Below are 21876 nucleotides of genomic sequence, written 5' to 3'. Positions count from 1 at the left end.
TTTAAATAACTACCTTTCTCAAATATGCTTTAAAAGTGCTTATATATATAATTGTCAATAGATCTTGAAAAAAATTTTCAAGATTAAAGAAAGGAAATTATATAAAATGAAAAAACTTTTAAGTTTATTAAGTGTATTAACAATTAGTGGAATTTCTGTGCCAATAACAATTGCTTCTACTCCTTATCATAATAAAATATATATTCAGAATGAAATAAATACAATTGAACATAAATTATTTCTTTTAAATTATGATATTAGGAAGAAAGAAATAGAATTTTCAGATGCAAAAGAATATTATGAAAAATATTCAAAATTATACGCAGAAACTTATGATACAGGATATCTAAGATATAGTCATGTTTATAGAGAACAAATGAGATTTTTTAGAAAACATTTAAATAATATGGAAAATACAAAAACTTTTTATTTTGAACGTATTAATTATTTAAATTAGCAAAAATAATGAGAAAAATTTTAAATATTATTGGAGCAATATCATTAGTAGGAACAAGTACAACAACTTTAGTTTCTTGTAATACACCACAAGAAAAAGAGTATACGCCTGAAGAATTGAAACATTTAAAAAAAGAAAACCAAATAGATACAACAAATGAAACTATTAAAAACAATTTAGAATGAATAACCTCGCAAGAAAAACCTTTTAATCCAACGGGAGATTATAAATATTATATAATTATATGGCGTGGTGATGAAAATGATAATTGAACAATTAAAAAGTATAAAAATACATATGAAGAAGTTGGGAGAATTGATACATCATATAGTGGTGCAGCATTATATAGAAATAGCGATGATTTAGTTGCAAATAAAACAAGAGAGCACGCTACTTGAATTACAGATAATGATACTTATTTTAAAGCAGTTTATCGTTGAAGTTTAGATATAATACCCCCCGATTTAATTATTGATGATTACGGTAATATAAAAGTTAAAGAAGATTAGACCGATACTGATAAATATAAAAACTCATTTTAATAAATGAGTTTTTATATTTCTAGTGTAATTAATGATAGTTTTTCATTATTTTTATTAAATAGTTGTAAATTATTAATATTAATTTCTTCTTTTTCAGTAAAAATTTTAATATCATAATTTCCATAACCTCATATTCCAGATAATTCAATTTGATTTAAAATAAATAGTTTTTGATGGTTATAAAAAGATATTTTAATATTATCTTCAACTAAATTTTTAGTTATACTTGTCCAAACTGCTTTTGAATAAAGTAATCTATATAATTGAGAAAAATAGTTTAAATATTCTTCTATTTTGTCATTAGAAACAATTAAATTAGTTAAATACTTGCCATATTCACCATCTGATAGCTTAATTTCAGCGGGAATAAGGGAAGGTATATTATTTGTTTCTAATTCATTTGTTATTGATAATCAATTAAAAAAATTTGCTTCTAATTGATAAATAGGGTTTTTTGAAATATCTTTATTTTTAACAGTTACTTTAATTTCATCATTGTTATTTATATTATTTTTATTTTTTAAATTTCAATCTATAATTTGTCCAGTATTTGAATTAATAATTGGAGTATTTGGATCATTATTATTATCTCAACGATAAACTGCTTTAAAATAAGTACCATTATCTGTAATTCAAGTAACGTGCTCTCTTGTTTTATTTGCAACTAAATCATCGCTATTTCTATATAATGCTGCACCACTATATGATGTATCAATTCTCCCAACTTCTTCATATGTATTTTTATACTTTTTAATTGTTCAATTATCATTTTCATCACCACGCCATATAATTATATAATATTTATAATCTCCCGTTGGATTAAAAAGTTTTTCGCTTGCATAAACTTTATTTCAATAATTTTGTGGAGGTATACCAATAAATTCAAAATATGATGATATTAATTGTACTTTACAATTTTGAAATTCTCAATATCCATTGTCTATTTTATTTGGCTTTGATACTAGTTTTAAATAATAAGGGGTAATTAATTTAACATCATCATTATAACCTTTATTAATTGCATATTTACTATATGTATAATTTGATAACATATATATAATTTGTTTAAATTTTTTTTACAGAATTATCATCTAAAGACGTAGAATTATCTAATTTTCAGTTTTCAAATAAACCATCAATTACATTTTCGGGTTTTTGACCTTCAAATTTTTGGCGTAGTTCAGCCGCTTTATTGGTAGGATTACCTTTTTCATCGTATTTTGCACCTTCAAATTTTCTATCATAATTATATCGATATGTTAAATAATTTAATAAAACTTTTTCTAAATCATTATTTTTTATTAAACCTAAAATATCTTCTACTTGAAGATATTTTTTTGATATATTTCATGGTAAAAAACTTTCACTAAATCAATATTGAAATATTCTTAAATTAGGATTTGTTTCAATAGGCATTGATAACAAATGCACTAAACTAGCATTTTCAATATTTGATGATGGATAAGAATAAACACCATTAATATTCCCTCAACATTTAATATTTCCAAATAGCATAGATTTAGGATATTTAATTTCAATACCAGTAAATGCTGTATCTTCAGGCAATGGTTTTTGTAAAACTAAATGAATACTATTTTGGTTTTTTCATTTAAAGTCAGTTATTTTAACTAAATGCGTAGATTTAATAATGTCAACACCATCGGGTGAATAGGGGCGTTTATATTCTTCAATGATATAACATTCATTTTTATTGTTTTCACTAATTGGTTCATTAATAGATACTATTTTTAAATCTAATGCTTCTAAAAATTCTTTGTCTTGTTTTGAAATATTATTAATTAAAATATCTTTTTCATTAATCATGACATAACTAGTACTATTATCTTGAACTGTGGTGTTTTGTTGAACTTGTAATTTAAAATTAAAGTCACTAATTTCATAACCAGTTATTTTAATATATTCATCTTTGTCATTAAAACCGATTTTAACACTATTTTGTGAGTAGTTTAAAGTAGGTTTTTGCTTTGTCTTAACAAGATTATTAATTTTATAAATATATAAGGTTCTGGCGCGGTCTTCACTAAATAATTGTGCTAAATCAGGATCGCTGTACTGCAATTGATTAGCAAAATCTAACGGAATACTATCAATTGAATAGTCAATTGGTTCATCATTTTCTGCTAATTGTGCTAACATTTTTTCAGATGTTTTTAGCATTATTTTTGTTCTCCTTTTTCATTGGGCATATTGATAATAGTTTCATTATTTTTTAATTGTCTGTTTAAAGTTGCATTTACTGGTAAGCGAACATCAACAATTAAATTATCAATATTTTTAATATTAAATGTTCTACTATTTAAAATAGCATTATCATATTTAATTAACTTAATAATGAATTCAGTTAATTTAATTTCTCTGATATATATCATTTGTTCATACGAAGCGTTTGTTTGAATATTTACATCAGCAACTTCCGCTTGTGTTTGTTGAGTCCCCTTAGCGATTGCGGGAACATGGTGGCGATTTATTTTATAGTAATTAGTTAATAATCAATCATATATTTTGGTTAATTGCTCACCTTTAAAATTATCAGCAATATAGTCTACTGGTTGAAAATTACTATCGGGGTCTCCTTCAACTAATAACAAGTCATTTTCAATAAACGAAGCTAACATTTTACTAATTTCTTGGTCAACAACACCAGTAACTCCATTAGTATTAATGGTAAATTTACCACTATTTAATAATGGGTCTAACATAATCTTTTCCGCAATAATATCTAAAATACTAGCAAATTGTTTACCATAACGAGTAGAAGGTTCAAAATTAGGGTTATTAGGAATAATTTCAATCGGAATAAAATTAAGTGGCAATATTTCCTCTCTTTGTAATGTTGTATAGTTATTTCATTTAGTATCATCAATATATAAGTCAATAATAGTACTATATAATCGTGTTTTTAACTTTCTAATAACTTTTACTTGTTTAGTTACATAATTAATTTCTAATTTTTCAGTATTAAAAACACTCTGGTCATTTTTAAGATAAGGGTCATAATCAAAAGTATACGAAACTAAATTACCTAATTCGTGATATTGGTCATTGTAAAAATCAATCGTAATAAAATTAAGTTTTGAATTATTAGCAAAAATAAAATATGCACCTTTACCATTCTTATTAATTTTATATTCGTTATATCAATTCTTATTAGTAAAGTCTTGCATTTTTAAAAAGTTATTAATTAATTTAGTATCTATCTGTTTATTATTAATTGGATTATAAATGCTAATTTCTAAATCACGTGGATTTAAAAAATTAGCATTATCTTCACAAATTCTTTTTTCTAAAATTTCATTATGTTTTTGAACAGTAACATTTTTACGATTAGTAATCGTTAATGCTAAATTAAGATAATAACTATCAATATCATATTCTTTTTTTAATTTCTTTTTTGCTGGTAACAATCCCATTTATATCACCTCTTTATTTTGTATCTTCTTTTTTAATAACATCTTCAATACTATCTTGTTTTTGTTGTTTGTTATGAGTTTTGATAAATCTAATAGTTTCAATAATTAAAACTATAATTCCTGCTCCAATAAGCATTGCTGAAACAATAACATATGCTGGTCAAAAAATACCCAATGTTTTTTTCCGATAAAACAAATAATAATTCCGGCAATAAAAAACAATGATGAAACTCCAAAGATTTTCAAAAACATAATCATATCTTTAATAGTTACTTTTGGCATAATACAATCTCCTTCCTAACTTACTTTTTTTCTTTCAATATACAATCCTTTAATTTCAACACTATTTGATATTGATGATAATTTAAACTCACCGTCGGAAAATAATTGAATGGTAATTCAACTACTTGGATTATTTCCATATGATATTTCACTTGCTAATTGACCTTTAAAGTTTATATGCGTAATTATATATAGTTCTATCTCAAGCGTTGTATAACACCATAAACGATAATAATATTCTGACTTATTAAAATTTTTAATTTTATATCCTTTAGAATCTTGAACAAAATCACTAGTATCAACAACTTTTCAATCATTTGATATTTTAGGTAAATCTTTTTTCTGTAAATAAAATTTATCTAAATATTTAGTAGTACCAAATGTATCATCAGTACTTTCAATTCCCGCAACTGTACTATCAATAATCATATAATCAGCAGTATTTTTACCACCTTCAAAACTAGGGTCTCAAATTCTTAATTCCCCGTTTTCAGCATTAAAATCAGCATTAACATGATCACTACTATTAGGTAATAAAGTTATTTTATTTTGTTTTAAATCTGAAACCATTAATTCATCAGCAGTATTTTTAATAATTGTTTTATTATCAATTTTAATATTACTACCGCCACTTTGTTTTGCTTTTCAGACACCATTTTTTTCATAAATAGTATTATTATCAAAGGGAACATTTATTTCATTATTGTTATTTTTAACAATAGTTTTATTGTCAATCTTAGTTTTTTCTTTTTCTAATAAAGCATCAACTTCTAATTGAGTATAATATGCTTCTAAATCAATCATTGTTAAATCAATACCTTCTTCTTGAAAAGTACGAAATATTTTCTTTAAAGTTGTTAAATTAGCCAATGATTTTGCATAAGTAGGCAATAGACCTTGTCAAGTAATCATAGGGTCATTTTTCGATGAATAATTAATATCACCAACACTCATATTTGCCGAAGTAAAAAATTCAATTGGAATGCGGTTAAATGCTCAATGCTCAATCGTAATAAACACCATATTAATACAAATTTTCTTTAATAATGGATCTTTAAATGTTTCAAACTTTAGTTTTGAAAATGGATAGTTTAAGTAAGAATTAATCATATTTTGGGCTCTTAAAGCAAATGTTTTAAATCATAATTCTACATCACCTTTTAAAAACTTATTATAACGAACTGGAACTTGTGTAATTTTACCTGTCATTGGAATAAAATTATTATAATTTTCCAAAGTAATATTTTGTAATAATTCATTTAACATTTAATCATCTCCTTATCATTTTCTTTTTTTAGAATATATTTTCTTTAATATAAATTTTTTACTATTTAGTAATGTTTTTGTTTTAATTGTTTTGTTTAAATCTTGTTTTGTTCTGAGTTGTTTATATGCTTGAAATACTAGTCCATTACCTAACAAACTAGTAACCGCACTATCTTCTAGCGTATTTAACAATTTATATTTATTAAAGTTATTTTTAAATTGTTCTTGCATTTTTAATATCTTAGCAATTGTCCGATATATTTTAAAACTATATTTTACTACTTGCTGATAAACAAGTGGGGCAAAAGAAACTAAATTAAACAAACTTGTTTTTTTAAATCCCCAACCAATAAACCACTCACTGTTCATATAGAATTTAAACGGTTCAGGAGCCAAAACAAACTGTTCTGCTTTGATTAAAGTTGTCATAACGACAATAGGGACATATTTAGAATTTTTATAATATATTGTTAAAGCAACTTCGCCCGCAACTGATAAAGAAACAATTTTAACTGCTAAAAAAACATCAGAACCATAAGCAAAAGGTAATAATTGACCTTTTTAATAGCCTTAGTTTCAAATTTAGATAATATTTTTTTAGTTTTATCAGTAATTTTACTAATTACTTTTTGTTTAATTGTAATTATTTGTTTTTCAATTGGGGCTAATAATTTTTTAGTTACTTTTTGAATATAAAAATTTGGGTTTAAATGATTTAAAATTTTATTTAATTTAATTGGTGTTTGATGAAAAATATTTAATAATTTTATTATATATTTTACTGCCCCGCATTAAATTAGCATTTAATAGTAGATTTTTACCAACACCTTTTTTATGAAGATTAGTCATAATTTTATATCACTCATTAGTATTAATTTTACTTATTTTATCAATATTTAATCCATATTCAGACAATCATTTATTAGCATTTTTTTCATTCACGCGTGGTATTTTTTGAACTAATTTAGGACTTATTTTTTGAATATTTTTCTCAATTTTTAATAAATTATTAATTGTTTCTAAATTAGAAACTTTAAAACCTTTATAAAAATCATTTCGGGCTAATTTTCCAATTGTATATAATAAAGTTTCATTATTAGCCTGCTTTGTAAAATCAAATATTAATTTATCAGATAAAATCTTTTTACCTGTAACTTGCCTTACAACATCTTTTAAATTATTAGCAGTTATTACACCTAATTTTTCAAGTAGTTTAGTTTCTTTTGCTAATTTTAAAATTCTAGTTATTCGAACAGCACGCGTTAATTTACCAATTCCACCAATTGCTGGTAACAAATTTAAGGCAGTACTTTTTGCTGTTACTTCTGCTGTTAATTTATCATATATTTGATTTACGGCAAAATCGGTTGCTGTTTCTACTCCAAACGAGATAAATGCTGCGGCAAAATTAGATAATCCCGCACCAAGACCAACAGCCGAAGCAATACCACCAGTTAAAACTGATAAACCAAGAGCTAAAACTTGAATTCCTAAAAATTCTAGGTTGTATGTATTATTTAAGGATTTTAATTAATATCTTAGAAATTGTGGAATAAAAATACCACTTACTTATTTAAATTATATTACTTTTAATTTTATTGTCAACAATATTTTAACATTTTTTAAATTTTTCCATGACAAAAATATATGTTTATTAAAGTTATTTAATTTATTAGATAAAATTAATAAAAATATAAGTTTGGTTGTAAATTATTATTTACAAAATTATTAACTGAATAATTAATTCTATTTTCTTCTAATGGTTCATTAGTATTAAATAAATTAATTTTATTTTTAAAATTCATCATACTAGTATTTAATTTATTTTTAAGAGTTTTTTCATGATAAGTTGCTTTTTTAACCAAAACACCTTTACAGTAATGTGATATATCACCCTCAATATGACAACCAATATTATTTCATAATGTTTGATTTCTGACACCTTCTTCATTATTTTTAATTAATTTAATTGTTTCTTTTAAGAATTTCATTTTTGATTCTTTTATAAAAGAAGCACTGTTTTCTAAACATTCTAATAATTCTTCATATTTAGCATTAAAAAAATAATCGACTGCTTTATGGTATGTTTCTCTGTTTTCTTTGTTTTTACTTTGATAAGGATATAATTTTTTAAATCTATTTGTAAGGTGGAATTTATCTATCGTGTAATGTACTTTATTTTTAGGAAAATATTCTTGAATAAATTTTACAATATTTTTAATTCAAAGTGCGCCATCTCCTAATACCATAAATTCAATATTGTCATTAACATCATAATAACTTGTAATTAATGTAAGTAATTTATTAACAAAATTAGTTAATTTACTATTTTTTTTAATATATTCTGGAATATTATCTAGCTCTATAACACCTAATTTATCTTGAATTACAGGTCTTTTTTTCGTTGATTTTACCTTATCAAAACCAGTATGAACAGTTGAAAATATACTATGTTTTTTTATTTTTTCTTTTCCTTTTTTCTTTTCATTTCACATTTTTAAATAAGTCCCATCAATTTGAATATATAAAGTATGAGGTATCTTTATTTTTTTATCAGTTTTATTAAGGTAATATTCTTTATCAGTTTTTGCATTTTTCATAATATTTGAAATTGTTTTTATACAAATTTTTACATGTTCCATAGTATCTAAAATATCTTGATATGTTTTTTTCTTGCCAATAAATGATAATATTTTTTCTTTAACAGAATTATCTGTTCTTTGTCATTTTTCAATTCCTAAAAGTTTATCCAAAGGAAAAATATATTCTTCTTTGCCTGTTTCTGGATTAATTTTATAATATTTTCTTCTTTTAAAAGTTATTTTACCATTTAAAATATTTAATGTTCTTGGTTTTATTTCTTTTACTTTATAATCTTTAAATTCTTTTAAAGTTTCATCAATATTTTTATTTTTAAAAATTCATTCATCAGAATTTTCTAAATTTTGTTGAATAATTTCAATACTTTGTATATATAACAAATTATTAAAATTATTAAAAAAGTTTTTATCAACATTTATCATTTTTTTACCCTCTTTACTATAGTTAAGGACTCTATCACAAAAATAATGAAAATGAAAAAATTCAAAAAAAAGATAATATTTTTTATTTATTGTGTTATAATTTATTTGTTAATTATTAGCAAATTAATTTAACTGAAAAAAGTAAATTACTTTACTTTTTTTTATTTTGATGTAAAATATAGATAATAAAAAAAGAACTTGTGAAAGTTCTTTTATACATTTTAATACAGTTTATTACTCTTTTATTTAATCATATTGTTTAAATAATAGCAATTTTAATATGCAAAAAGGAGTAAAAAATGAAAGAATTTAATCCAAAAACAGCAAGTTTGGCAACTTTTTATCGTAAAATAGAACAATTTTGAGAAAATAAATCACCTAATAAACCATATACTTTGAATGATTTAACCAATGAATTCAATCTTTCTCGCAAGTGAAGATATGATACTTATGCGAGCGAAAAGATAGTTCCTTTGCTTGAAAAACAAGTTGATAGAATTGAAAGTGAAATAATTAATTTTATGATGAAATCACCTGATGGTGCTAAATTATATTGACAACGAGCATTTAATTATAAATATTCACTGCAAGAAAAACAGTTGGAACAAGAATTAAACTTAAATAATCAAGAACCAATAATAGTTAATTTACAAACGGATATTAGAGATATTAAAAAAGAAAGTGATAATAATGCTTAATCATTTTACTTATTTGTTAGAAACGCCTTATTGGTTGTTACAAAATAGTAGTATTGGTAATAAATATCCATTTGCTAAGAAATATGAATTAGTTAATGAAATTAATCAAATTGGGACGCGATATAGTGGTAAAACTATATCAAATATTAAAATGTTTGGTGAATTATTAAAAATTAGTTTATTAATTAAAGAACCAATTTGTATCATTGCTAGTATGTATTGGAGTAAAGATTTAAAAGATAGTGTATTTCAAAATATCTGAAATATGTTAGATGAAAATAATATACCTTATACTATTAATTTATCAAATTTTACTTTTACTTTATCAAATGGGAGCAAAATATATTGTAAAGGATTGCATTCACCAAGTCGGAAAGAAAAATTAAAAGCCTTTGCTGATTTGAATAAATATAAATTAGTTATTGATTGACGAGAAGAATGTGACCAATTTCAACAAAAAGATTTAAGTGATTTAGAATTTGCTATTCGTGGTTATCAAAATAAAATAACAATTAATACATGTAATCCTGAAAGTTTAAAAAGATATATTGTTGGTTATTGTAATGAATTATTACCTTTTAATGAAGAAATAATGCGTAGTAAATATGAGCAAATTAAGTATATTGAAAAATGAAATATGAAAATTATTATTCATTATTCTAGTTGAAGATTAAATTATGAATTACCACAAGATAAAGTTAATGAACAATTAAGATTAGAACAATTAGATATTGAAAGAGCAAGAGTATGGAGTTGAGGACTTCCTGGCAATACTAGTGGATCAATCTTTGCAAGATATATTGATATTATGAAAGCAACAGATATTATTCAACCAACTAAATTATTAGGTGGTGTTGATATTGCTAATGCTACTAGTCCTAAAGGACATACAACAGCGGCTAGTTTTTGAATATATAACTCATTTGATAAAAAAGCCTATAAAGTTGCTGAATATACTCATTCAAATGCTACACAACAATTTAAAACTGAATTAGAACAAGTTAAAGATATTTTAGATTTTTATAACAATCAATTAAATCAATACTTTAATTTAATACAACAAGGAATATCAATTAATGTTGATGATAGTGCTTATTCAACATTGCAAAGTTTAAACCGAGAAAAATATAATTATTCTTTTGGTCAATATATGACATTTAAACCAGCACAAAAACAAAAATTTAAAGTAAGACATCGTGTAGAGGCATTCACAATGTTAATAAATACTAATCAATTAAAATGATTATGAGAAAAATGTCCTGTAAGTAAAACCCAATATGAATTAATACAATGAGAAGATAAGCCTGAAGCAAGAGAAGAAAAAGTATTAGACTTATATGATGATACATTTGATAGTGATTTTTATGCTTTACATTTTAAATTAATACCAATGGTTAAGCATAATAGTTCAGCAGATTATAAATTATGACAACAAAGGGAGTGAATAAATTAATGAAAAAAGATATTTATGTAATACATGATGAGCGTGTAATAAATGCAAAAAGACCTTATATGTCTGTTTGTGGACAAGTTAAAAAAAGACTTTGTCAAGAATTAAAAAAAGATAATATCGCAATATGTAAATTAAATTTATATAATGAATATATTAAAAAATATCGAAAAGTTAAAGTATGTGTTCAAGTTTTGGCAAATGAACCAAATTTATTAACAGTAAATATTATTAATTATGCACTTATCTTAAAATTAAAGGAGCAAAATAACAATGCATAATACTTTCCCTAGTTTACCAAACTTAAATGATATTAATAGTGTTTTAAAATTTTATAATTATGATTGAACAATTAATTTGGCCAATATTATTGCTCGCCATCAAATGCGATTAGTAAATGGTAAAGATATTTTATTTAAATCTCATCGTAAAGATATTTTAGAAAAACTAAATTGATGATATGAAACTTATAAAATAAAAGAAAAATTAGATAAGAATGAATTAACAGCAAGTTTAATGGGTAAAACTATTTTTGGGTTATTAGAAACTAGTGATGGTAATATTGATTTATGAATTAACCCTTTTAACTTTACATCACGCGTAAGTAAAATAAATGAAATTGAACAAGGTGCTGATATTTGATTAAATTATCATCAATCAGACAGTGGTTTTATTTTAAATTTAATTTGTACCAAAGATAAAATAGTTATTAAAGGTTGACCTAAAAATAATGAAGTAGTTGTTGGACAAAGTAAAACACAAATTAAAGATGATGTTAAACCTGTTTTAGTACAAGAATTTAAAAATAAATTATGTATAGTCCCTTTTTGAGAAATGATTAATGAACCTAATCCGTTGTTCTTATCAACATCAACCACTTTAAATCCATGACCAACTATGGCAAATTGTTATAAATTACAATTTGATTTAGAAGATAGTCTTAATATTAAATCAAAAGAAAGATATGCAAATCGTACGCATTGATATGGGATACTAAGTGATGATTTAATGACTGCTTATAACAAAGGCAATAAAAAAGTACTACAAGATGTATTTGATGATATTTTTGTTCAATCAAGTTCATCAACAGTAGATGGTCAATTATCCCAATCTTTACAAGTAGTACAAGGTACACCAACATTAGAAACATATACCGAAGACCAAAAATCAATTATTGAACAAGTATACTTAGCATGTCATTTTTCTAGTCCATTTGGTGATAAATCAGATAATGATCAAAATAAAACACAGTCATTATTAACTAAAACAAAAGATTTAGAAAAACAAGCATATTTACAAGCATATCGTAAACAATATTATACTAAAATGTTTGATACAGTTTTAAAATATTATGATTTATGAGATGGAAATGGTGAACGCCCTTATGGATTTGATTTTGTTAGTGCTAGTTTAGTAGATCAAATTCGACAAAATGAATTAATTACTGCTAGATTAGATAATGGTACAATGGAACCAATAAGAGCAATTACTGAATATGATAATATTGATGAATTAGAAGCAACCAAATATTTTGAAAAAGTAGAAGCATGACAAGATAAAATGCAAGCCAAAGAAATAGAACATAATAATAAATTACTAGAATATGATGAAACTGGTAATAATCAAAATGCCTTACAAGGTAGAACAGAAATTAAGGAGAATTAATAAATGAGTAGAATTAACCCAGGTGTTATGGAAGAATTAAGAAGACAAGCCCATGATACTTTAATAGATATCAGAGAAAATATAAGAGATAACAGACATTGAATGGTATTTCCTTTTAATGTTTATAGTTCATATATCCCTGATACTGAAACAGGTTGAAAACCTAATAATGCAAAACCAAGTGACTATGGTAGTTATTCACGAATATTTGATAATATGGAAAGTACTATTGCACAATGACAAGGTAGTTTAAAAATAGTCCAAAAATATAAAGGTGAAGAAATTACTATCTTAACGATTGATGATTTTAATAAACAACCTATTAATTCAACAATATGAGCAAATAATGAAACACCTTTTGCTATAAAATTAAAAGATGAAAATAATAATGTTTATTGAAAATTGATTGATGGTGAAAATATTTATGATATTAATAGAATGTTGGAATACTTAAACCAATATAAATTAAGTTATTTTATTAATAATGATAATAAAGCTGATAACTTTTATACAAAAGAGGTTAAAGTTGGTAAATATTGAGATGCTTATATGATTGATGATAGAAGTTCAATCCAATTCGGTGAAGCTAAATTCGAACAAGTATTTACTCAACAATCAACTGAAAGACAATATACTTTATTAATTTTAGATGAAGATGTCGATAAATTAAATATTAATGATTATTATAATTTTTATACAGTCTTTAATGACCGTGGATTAAATATTGGTGGTGGTGATATTAATTCTGCACCCCAAGATAGACAATGATTATATCCATCAAATGTTATTAATTATTATTCACCTTATGATGGTAGTTTTTTATGACAAGAAATTACCTTTTCAAGTATTAATGACAAAATTAGTAATAGTGGTTTATCAGTACGACAATTTATACAAACAAGTGCCCCAGGGGAAGGTTATTGTTTTCCTAAAATAACTTATGATGAAAAACTAAATAAAGGAATTGTTGAATTAGATGAGATTTTATTAAAAGACCCCGGTGTTAGAGCAATGGCAGTTAAAATTTATGGTAATCCAATCTTTTTTGATATGCCAGTTATTGGTCGACCAATTATTAAAGGTCAATTTAATAAAAAAGTAATGAATTCAAGAGACTTATTAATGTATAACATGTTTCCTGCACCACCTGATAAAATAAATACTTATGCATCACCCGAAGTAAGTTGATATAACATTCAAGGGATACAACCAACTATGATAACTGGTTATGAAGACTGAAAAAAAGATATGGAAAGTAGATATGACTTTTGAAAACAGAAAAATAGTGAAGGTATTGTTATAACTGACCCTACCACTACATCAGCAACTAACTCTACTGTTGGTCGAAATATTCATAAAGAAGATAAGGATTCTAAGTTTTATTGGTCTAAAGATTGAAAAATAACACCACCAAGCAAAATAAAAACAAACGGTGGTACAGTTGATAATATCATTAGTACCCAAGCATCATCATATTTTAGAAGAAAAGATGAATTTGGTAATACTGTCGGACAAGTTCAAATTGAATATAATAAAATGGGTAAATGTAATGTTTGAGATATTTTAAATATGAATAATTTTATTAATCGCCAAATTACTGTATTACCTTTAAACTATACACAAAAATTAGTATTTAATCCTTTTACGATACCAGGTGGAGTTGGTAAATTCTTAAACTTTATTTCATTTGGTATTCCATGAGGATGAGTAATTAATCAAAATGAAAAAACCTGACCTAATTTTCAATGACTTAATGGCTTTATGAGTGCTAATATTTATAGTTTTTATAATGATGCATTTTGGTCTGAAAAATCAAAAGGTAAAGGTTATTTACCATTTGAAATATTTAGAGAACAAGGAAATGATAAAGTTGGTGCTATTTTTGGAGCTAATGCTACTAGTTTTAGTTTTACAACTTTATTAACAGATAAATTAAAAGGTACTGTTTTAAATAAAGATGGTAAACCAACAGAAGAATTAGTTTATTCAACTTACAATTTAAAACAATTAAATGAAAAAACTAACAGAGTTTACTTAATTAATGAGCAAACCAAAACAGTAGATGCTCAAACACCAGTTAGCGACAGTGAAAAAGATAATGATTTAAAATTCTTACAAACACCCGATGGGACAAATTGTAGTTATATAATTGATATGTTTTCAATTCAAGCTTTATATAAAGGTAATTTTGAAATTATCTTTTATGCTGATAACCCATATACCAATAATGAAGAAGATTATTTGCGCTTATCAGTATGGAGTTTTCGTGGTAAAACAAAAAGTGTATTAAATAATTATTTGCGCGATATAACAACTAATTATAAAACTAGTTTCTTATTGCCTCATGACTATGAAATACCAATATTTAATTACCCACAATATGTATTACCGCCAGTTCCGTATAACTATCCAGAGTATACCAAAGATATTATTCCTGCTAATGCAAAATTACCTATATTATTTAATGCAATTCAATCAGGACAATGTAAAAAAACAACACCACCGTATAATATTGCACATAATAATTTTTTTGATGAAAATACAGAATATTTTGGATATTCTGAAATAGAACTTGACTTAAAAAAAATTGACCCAACAATTCAAAGTATTGATAAATTTATTAGTTCTTATAAAACAATAGAAATAAGTAATTTAGGTAATTTGCAAGTAGAATGTGGACCACCTAATATAGAAAATTTTATTCCTAATAGAAATGTTGAAATTTTAGTTGGTAGAACAGGATGTTCAGATTATTTAGGTAATTTGGATGGTGTAAAAATAGATACACAAGGAATGGAACAAATTGATAAAGTTAATTTTGAAAATACAATTATTTTATATACTGATAATATAATAATAAATGATATTCAAACAGTTGCTACTGTTTATACTAATGGATTAATAAATAAAGAATATAGAACTAAATATAAAACTAAGTTAGGTGAAGCGTTTATTTATTTATTGTTGCAAATAACAAAATTATATAATAATGATAACGAAAAAATTAAAGAAACTAAACTTCAAGTATATTATACTAATAATATGAAATTAAAAATTAGAATATCAAAAAGTATGATTCCTAAATTATTGGGGGTTGAGGGATATGGAGATATTTTATATTGAGGTACAACTGAATATGAAACCCCCATTTCAGATGGAAGTATAAAATTTAATATAAATAATCCAAATGTTTTGGGAATTAGAAATAGTAGCAATAACCCTGTTAAAATAACAATTAAACCAAGGTAAAATAAAAAAGAGATTTAATTATCTCTTTTTTATACATCAACTTTTATTATATTTCCTTTATGATCAATAATTAAATCAGGTTCCTTAGTATCTAAATTTCAACGATAAACTGATTTAAAATAATCATCATTTTTATTTTTTCAATAATGAAACTTAGTTTCTTTTCCTTGATAAGTTTCATATATATATAACAAATTCAAATCAACGTCTAATCTTAAATAAAAGTGGTTAGTACCGTCATTAATTATTGGTTCATCTTTGTGCATAATATTTTTAAATTTGTTTAAATGATATTTATTTTCACCTTTTCATACTACATAATATCATTTATTATCCACTTGATTAAATGGTTTTTCTTGTGGTTCTATTCATTCTAAATTTTCTCTGATTTCTTGGTTAACAGTATTTATTTTATTCTTTTCTTTTAGTTCTTTTAATTCTTTGGTTGTATATTCTTGTAGTGTATTACAAGCCACTAAACTTGTTGTACTTGTTCCAACTAAAGTGATTGTGCTTAAAAGACTTAATATTTTTTTCATTTTTTTATCTTTTTGTTTTTTAATAGTTTAATTAAAAATGGAAATAAAATTAATTACTTCTATAATTTTTTTTATTTCTGTAAATTGTACTATGAAGTGTAGCATTTTTTATAAAAAATTAACTTATATAATAGCAAGAAATTGCTGTAATTGTTGCACCAGCAACTCCTCCAAATGTACCAACAGCAGCACAGCCAGCAGTAATTATAATTTTTTTAAGTTTATTATAAAAACTAGAATCATCAATACTGTCAGGAAGACGTGATGATAAAATAACAAAATTATCAGAATTACTTAAAGTAGACAAAGAAAACCAATTATAATTATTGTTTATTTGAATAAATTCATCTATTTTTGTATAATTTTGAAAAATAACATTAATTAATGAATTAACTTCTCGAACATATCCATTAGCCTGAAAAAAACCAGTAACACTTGAATCTAAAGTAGTAATATTTGTTTTTTCAAAAATATTTTCTTTAATATAATTTGAAAAAACTTCCCAACTATTGTCAATGCCATGACTATCAAAATGATGTTCATTATGTATTTTTTGAGCTTGAAATTTTATATCATTCCATGTGTTTTTATTAAAAGTATAATAAATAACATCATTTTTAGATTTTAAAATATCAAGAGATCTTTTGTTTCTAATTAAATTTTCTAAATTATTTGTTTGTGAAGAATTAATTTCACTATTTAACGCTTCTTCATTTTGATAAGGACTAACGGCAATTGTTGTTGGTACAGTAGTTCCACTAATTGTTAATACACTTAATAAACTAAGTAATTTTTTCATACTTGTTTTTCTCCTTTTCTTAATCTTGAAACTTTTTATTTTTTATTTATCAAGATTTACCCTCATTATATATATATATATATATATATACAAGGAAAATTAGGAATTATTTTAATAATTTTATCTTGTTAAATACCCATTATTACGCGTTTTAAGGGGTAAATTAGGAATTAAATATATTAAGTTTAGATTTTTTTGTATATATAAAAAGTATTGTATTGGTAAAATAGTATGATATTATTACTTTAGTTAAATAAAAAAGATAATGACCCGACATCATTCTTGCTTTATATTATATATCAATAAATAATTATTTCAATTTCATTATAACACTTTTATCTTATTTGTTTAGTATTTGTATACAAAATATATTGCATTTGTGAACTATTGGTATATAATTAGAAACATAGGTTTAATCTTTTTCCGTAAAAAAGAGTTATGCTGACTTGTTAATCGGACAAGGATAAAAAAAGAGGAGTTTATAAAATGGCACTTACAAAAGAACAATTAATCGAACAAGGTTTAAGTGAAGAAATTGCTGAAAATATTTTAAATCAGTTTAATAATGAAGCAAAGCAAATTAGAGAAAGTGTGCAAAAACGCGAAGATGTTATATCAAAAGAAGACTTTATTAAATTATCTAATGAATTAAATGAATTAAAAGCATTTAAAGATGTTCCATCTACTAAAATTGAAGATATTAAAACTAATTTAGATAAAGTTAATGGTAATTCTTTATCTGAAAAAATGCAAACTTTAAAAGAATTAAAACCTGATTTGTTTGTTGAAGAGCAACCATCAGTTTCACCAACTAATTTTATTAAAGATATGATTGAAAAATCGGTTGAAAATAAAAATGATGAAATTGAAACTATTAAAGAAAAAGGAGCATATACTCCTGATGAAATTAAAAAAATAACTGATTATACACTTAAAAACCTTAGATAATAAGGGAGTGAAATATTATGGCAACAATTAATTTGCCACAAGTACCTTTTACATTACAAGGTAATACAACAGGCCAAAAAGCGTATGTTGATATGGTTAATGCTTTATTGCGTGGACCTTTATATAATGAATATGCAAGTATTATGCAGTATGCAACAGCAACCGCAGAACAAGTTGCTTGATTACCTAATGCTGGTCAAGCACTATATAATTTAACTCATCGTGTGGTATGACAAGATGATTATTCATTGCCAAATGGTGGGACAACTCAAACAATGGGATTAACAAGAATTCCAGTTCCTATTGATAAAAGATTTAATTTAAAATTAATGAATGAGGCTTTTGACTTAGCATTAATAGAACAAAATATTAAAAATGGCGTTATTGCTGATGCTATTTCTAGTGTTGTACAGAATAAATTTGTTAATTTAGAATGTGAATTAATTCAGGCTATTTATGATTATTGTTTAGCAGATGGTCAATATGAAGTAATTCCATTTCGTAGTTATACAGCAGAAAATGCAGATGATGCAAATAAAGCATTCTTTACATTAAATGAAACTTTGATTGAATTAACAAATCAAATTAGTAATTTATATTTTGGTTTACCAACAGATAAAATGTTTATGGTTTTAGGTCGAAGATCATATTTAGGATTAACACCTGCTTTTTTAAAAGTAATTGGTTCACAAGCACAACTAAAATCGATGGTTAATGGTGAATTATATGAAAATACAGCAATGGGTATTCCAGTATCAAAAAGCTTTCATTTAGAAAAAACATATACAAAAGGACAAGTTAACCGTGATAAAGGTTATAATTTTACTAATGTAAATGGTTTAATTATTAATAAACAAGTATGAGCTTATCCAATTAATATGGATACTATTCAACAAGTTTTAGATAATGATACTGCTAATCCTAAATGAATTGGTAAAGTTCAATATGCAACACCAACTATTTTATATCCTAAAACATGTAAAATTATTTTGGAAAAACAACCAAGCCAAGATGAAATTACTGCCGCTAAAAGTAATCTAAATAAAACTTTTAGAGTTCCAGTTGATTATCTAATTTCAGCATCAAAACCAGAATCAAAACCAAATAATCAAGGTTAATATAAAATGAATTTACTAATATTACGCGTTTTAACTTTATTAGTATCTAATTTAGAAAATAAACCTTTAATAAGTAAATTTGTAAATTTAATTAATAGAGTTAATCAAGTTAAAAATAAAATATTAAAGCCAATTAATTATATTAGTGATAAATATAATAAAATTACAAATAAAGTTGAAGATATTTATCAGTGATTAAATCCATTTACTTATTTAGATTTAATTAAAAAAGGTCATAAAAAAGAAATTCAACAAATATTAAGTCAATTAGAAAAAGATAATAATATTAAAAATAGAAAACAATTTAAAAATGAAAATTATTTAAATACTAATTGACAACCTTTAAATAGTAGTTGACTTGATAGTGGTATGTTTAATATTACAAATAAATTAACTTTAACAGGTAATTTAACTATTTTAATATATACAAAAACAGCAAAACATCCGAAATTTTATGGACCTTATGTTTATCCTAGTGTTCCAGTTGAAATATGAAAATTATTAAGTAATGCTGTATCTAATGCAGGATCTTTATTTTGGCGTTATTGATTAAGAAAATGATTACCTAATCATTTAAGATATTATATTAAAAAACGATTACCACAAGCATTAAAAGAAAAATATCCCAAAGGAACTACTAAATTAACATTACCAACAGTTCAAAAATTACAACAAATTAAAAAGTTTATTAATAATTTAAAAATTGGACATTTTAATTTTAATTTTGCTGGTGAAATTAATAATAAAAAATGATATCGTGAACGCCGAAGTGATGTTAAAAATATTAAGAATTTATATAAAACACCAGTTAAAAATATTTTTTACAAAACTAATCAAACTATTAAAAAAATTAAGAAAGCAAAAGCAAGAGTTAATAGTTATAAGCCAAGTAATTTAAAAAATAAATATCGTAATAAATTAAGAGGTGTATTATATGAAAAATAATTTAAATAATTTATTATTTATAACAGTTGAAGATGTTAAAGAAAGTAAACTTTGACAACCTATTAATGAAAGAAAACAATCTGCTTATAATGATAATTTAATTTATAATGCTATTTTAAAAACTAGTTTATGAATGGATAGATTATCAGGTGGAACAATTTCCGATAAGATTAATAAAAAAGAATTATTTCCATGAGTAAAAAAAGATAATACTGGTTTAATTGAATATGATAAATGATTAAGTTATATTCAATCTGCTTGTTTATTAGCAGTTATTAATTGATATTTACCAAAAGGAGTAAATGATTTAACTGGTAGTGCATCATTTTCACAAGGTGGAGTTGCTTATTCACAAACTAATGACCCTGAAGCAAATGAAAATATTACCAGAGATGTTAAAAATGCTTTAAAATTAGCAGGTGAAATAATTGATATTATATCTAGTAAAACAGTATCTAGACCATATAATTATAGTTTAGATAATTATGCTCATTCATGAGAAGAAGAATATAAACATATTAGTAAAAAAACTTTTTATCCAACATTATTATTTTGATTAAAAGAACGATTGCAAACAGATAATTCAATAAATATTTTTTATCCAACTGTTAATGATTTTTCTAAAATTGATTATAACGAATATATTAAACTTATTGTTCCATTTGATAATGATAGTATTTATTATGAAAATAATGTCTGAAAAGCAAAACAAAGTGGCGATATTCCAACAGATATTATTAAAGATAGTGATTTAAATAAAAATTATATTGAAAAAGTTGATGGTAAATATATTGTAAAAACATCACAAGATATTAATCTTAAACAAGATAAATTAGTAAGCGGTACAAATATTAAAACTATTAATGGTTCTTCATTATTAGGCAGTGGTGATATATCTATTAGTGGTGGCAATGATTGAGAATTAATTAATTATCCAGAAGCAAACGAAAAATTAACATTTAAAATTCCAAATTATGATTTAACAAAATATTACTATAAAATATCAATTTCAATAACAGATTATGCATCTGCTGATAAATTTGTAACATATTATTTTGAAACAATATCACAAAAATCAATTTTTTTATTTTTAGCAGCTAATTCTTATGAAAGAATAACAATTAAGCAAGATGGCTCAATTTCAAATTACACAAATAATATTGTTATTAAAGATTTAACAATTAAAAGAAAATTAATAAATAATAGCGAATTAAGGGCAGATGAACCACATTCTATTTATAAGCGTGATATGGATACTGATTTTTCAAAAGAAACATCGGATTCTTATGATATATTGATAAGAAAAATAAATAGTGCAACAACTATTAATGAATTAAACTTACTTGAAAAACACCCAGTATGAAGAATTATTTCAAATAATAGAAATGATATTAAAGAATTATTTAACAAAAAATGATTAGAATTAAATAAAAATGAATAAAAAATTAAATGAGGTAAATAATT

General features: G+C 23.8%; 21 protein-coding genes. 11 read left to right on the top strand and 10 right to left on the bottom strand.

Annotated features, from left to right (window positions below; translation table 4 throughout):
• The first annotated feature begins 106 nt into the window (after positions 1–106).
• Positions 107–457 carry a hypothetical protein gene (locus tag ACZ91P_RS10470; protein ID WP_465155784.1) on the top strand — a complete coding sequence of 117 codons (351 nt, stop codon included), beginning with the start codon at positions 107–109 and terminating at the stop codon, positions 455–457.
• Positions 458–465: 8 nt separating this feature from the next.
• Positions 466–966, top strand: coding sequence for a lipoprotein (locus tag ACZ91P_RS10465; RefSeq protein WP_465155782.1), 501 nt, complete (start codon positions 466–468; stop codon positions 964–966).
• Between the two features lie 44 nt (positions 967–1010).
• Here ACZ91P_RS10465 and ACZ91P_RS10460 read toward each other — a convergent pair whose 3' ends face one another.
• From ACZ91P_RS10460 to ACZ91P_RS10425, 8 genes are all read right to left on the bottom strand, one after another.
• Positions 1011–2051 carry a hypothetical protein gene (locus ACZ91P_RS10460; protein ID WP_465155780.1) on the bottom strand — a complete coding sequence of 347 codons (1041 nt, stop codon included), beginning with the start codon at positions 2049–2051 and terminating at the stop codon, positions 1011–1013.
• A gap of 13 nt (positions 2052–2064) precedes the next feature.
• On the bottom strand, positions 2065–3177 hold the full coding sequence (locus tag ACZ91P_RS10455; protein WP_465155778.1) for a hypothetical protein: 1113 nt from the start codon (positions 3175–3177) through the stop codon (positions 2065–2067).
• The gene (locus ACZ91P_RS10450) at positions 3177–4430 is read right to left on the bottom strand and encodes a hypothetical protein (RefSeq protein ID WP_465155776.1); all 1254 of its coding nucleotides are present in this window, start codon (positions 4428–4430) and stop codon (positions 3177–3179) included. The genes ACZ91P_RS10455 and ACZ91P_RS10450 overlap by 1 nt, the downstream gene beginning before the upstream one ends.
• A gap of 13 nt (positions 4431–4443) precedes the next feature.
• Positions 4444–4626, bottom strand: a complete 183-nt coding sequence (locus ACZ91P_RS10445) for a hypothetical protein (protein ID WP_465155774.1) — start codon at positions 4624–4626, stop codon at positions 4444–4446.
• A 101-nt stretch (positions 4627–4727) separates the two neighbouring features.
• The gene (locus tag ACZ91P_RS10440; RefSeq protein WP_465155772.1) at positions 4728–5978 is read right to left on the bottom strand and encodes a hypothetical protein; all 1251 of its coding nucleotides are present in this window, start codon (positions 5976–5978) and stop codon (positions 4728–4730) included.
• Between the two features lie 12 nt (positions 5979–5990).
• On the bottom strand, positions 5991–6407 hold the full coding sequence (locus ACZ91P_RS10435; protein WP_465155770.1) for a hypothetical protein: 417 nt from the start codon (positions 6405–6407) through the stop codon (positions 5991–5993).
• 303 nt (positions 6408–6710) lie between these two features.
• Complete coding sequence (locus ACZ91P_RS10430; RefSeq protein ID WP_465155768.1) at positions 6711–7274, bottom strand: hypothetical protein; 564 nt, start codon at positions 7272–7274, stop codon at positions 6711–6713.
• A gap of 386 nt (positions 7275–7660) precedes the next feature.
• Positions 7661–9001 (bottom strand): Mbov_0401 family ICE element transposase-like protein, encoded by a 1341-nt coding sequence (locus ACZ91P_RS10425; protein WP_465155766.1) that lies wholly within the window; start codon positions 8999–9001, stop codon positions 7661–7663.
• 299 nt (positions 9002–9300) lie between these two features.
• On the opposite strand from ACZ91P_RS10425, the gene ACZ91P_RS10420 reads away from it, so the two are divergent.
• Genes ACZ91P_RS10420 through ACZ91P_RS10400 form a run of 5 tightly spaced genes read left to right on the top strand, consistent with a single transcriptional unit; the run spans position 9301 to position 16063 of the window.
• Positions 9301–9699: a hypothetical protein gene (locus tag ACZ91P_RS10420; RefSeq protein WP_465155764.1), complete on the top strand. Its 399-nt coding sequence runs from the start codon at positions 9301–9303 to the stop codon at positions 9697–9699.
• Positions 9692–11152 (top strand): PBSX family phage terminase large subunit, encoded by a 1461-nt coding sequence (locus tag ACZ91P_RS10415; RefSeq protein ID WP_465155762.1) that lies wholly within the window; start codon positions 9692–9694, stop codon positions 11150–11152. The genes ACZ91P_RS10420 and ACZ91P_RS10415 overlap by 8 nt, the downstream gene beginning before the upstream one ends.
• Complete coding sequence (locus tag ACZ91P_RS10410; protein WP_465155665.1) at positions 11125–11430, top strand: hypothetical protein; 306 nt, start codon at positions 11125–11127, stop codon at positions 11428–11430. Before ACZ91P_RS10415 ends, ACZ91P_RS10410 begins: the two co-directional genes overlap by 28 nt.
• On the top strand, positions 11423–12814 hold the full coding sequence (locus tag ACZ91P_RS10405; protein ID WP_465155760.1) for a hypothetical protein: 1392 nt from the start codon (positions 11423–11425) through the stop codon (positions 12812–12814). The genes ACZ91P_RS10410 and ACZ91P_RS10405 overlap by 8 nt, the downstream gene beginning before the upstream one ends.
• 3 nt (positions 12815–12817) lie before the next feature.
• Positions 12818–16063, top strand: coding sequence for a hypothetical protein (locus ACZ91P_RS10400; protein ID WP_465155758.1), 3246 nt, complete (start codon positions 12818–12820; stop codon positions 16061–16063).
• Positions 16064–16092: 29 nt separating this feature from the next.
• On the opposite strand, the gene ACZ91P_RS10395 is transcribed toward ACZ91P_RS10400, so the two are convergent.
• Both ACZ91P_RS10395 and ACZ91P_RS10390 read right to left on the bottom strand, forming a co-directional pair.
• Positions 16093–16602 (bottom strand): lipoprotein, encoded by a 510-nt coding sequence (locus tag ACZ91P_RS10395; protein WP_465155756.1) that lies wholly within the window; start codon positions 16600–16602, stop codon positions 16093–16095.
• 118 nt (positions 16603–16720) lie between these two features.
• A complete protein-coding gene (locus tag ACZ91P_RS10390; protein ID WP_465155754.1) occupies positions 16721–17401 on the bottom strand; it encodes a hypothetical protein in 681 nt (226 codons plus the stop codon).
• Positions 17402–17887: 486 nt separating this feature from the next.
• On the opposite strand from ACZ91P_RS10390, the gene ACZ91P_RS10385 reads away from it, so the two are divergent.
• Genes ACZ91P_RS10385 through ACZ91P_RS10370 form a run of 4 tightly spaced genes read left to right on the top strand, consistent with a single transcriptional unit; the run spans position 17888 to position 21853 of the window.
• Positions 17888–18349, top strand: coding sequence for a hypothetical protein (locus ACZ91P_RS10385; RefSeq protein WP_465155752.1), 462 nt, complete (start codon positions 17888–17890; stop codon positions 18347–18349).
• A gap of 17 nt (positions 18350–18366) precedes the next feature.
• On the top strand, positions 18367–19467 hold the full coding sequence (locus ACZ91P_RS10380; RefSeq protein ID WP_465155750.1) for a hypothetical protein: 1101 nt from the start codon (positions 18367–18369) through the stop codon (positions 19465–19467).
• Positions 19468–19473: 6 nt separating this feature from the next.
• Positions 19474–20412 (top strand): hypothetical protein, encoded by a 939-nt coding sequence (locus ACZ91P_RS10375; protein ID WP_465155651.1) that lies wholly within the window; start codon positions 19474–19476, stop codon positions 20410–20412.
• Positions 20402–21853, top strand: a complete 1452-nt coding sequence (locus ACZ91P_RS10370) for a hypothetical protein (RefSeq protein WP_465155748.1) — start codon at positions 20402–20404, stop codon at positions 21851–21853. Before ACZ91P_RS10375 ends, ACZ91P_RS10370 begins: the two co-directional genes overlap by 11 nt.
• Positions 21854–21876: the final 23 nt, after the last annotated feature.

The sequence above is a fragment of the Spiroplasma endosymbiont of Halictus nicosiae genome, assembly GCF_978018445.1.
This window is presented reverse-complemented; position numbering and strand designations above follow the sequence as displayed.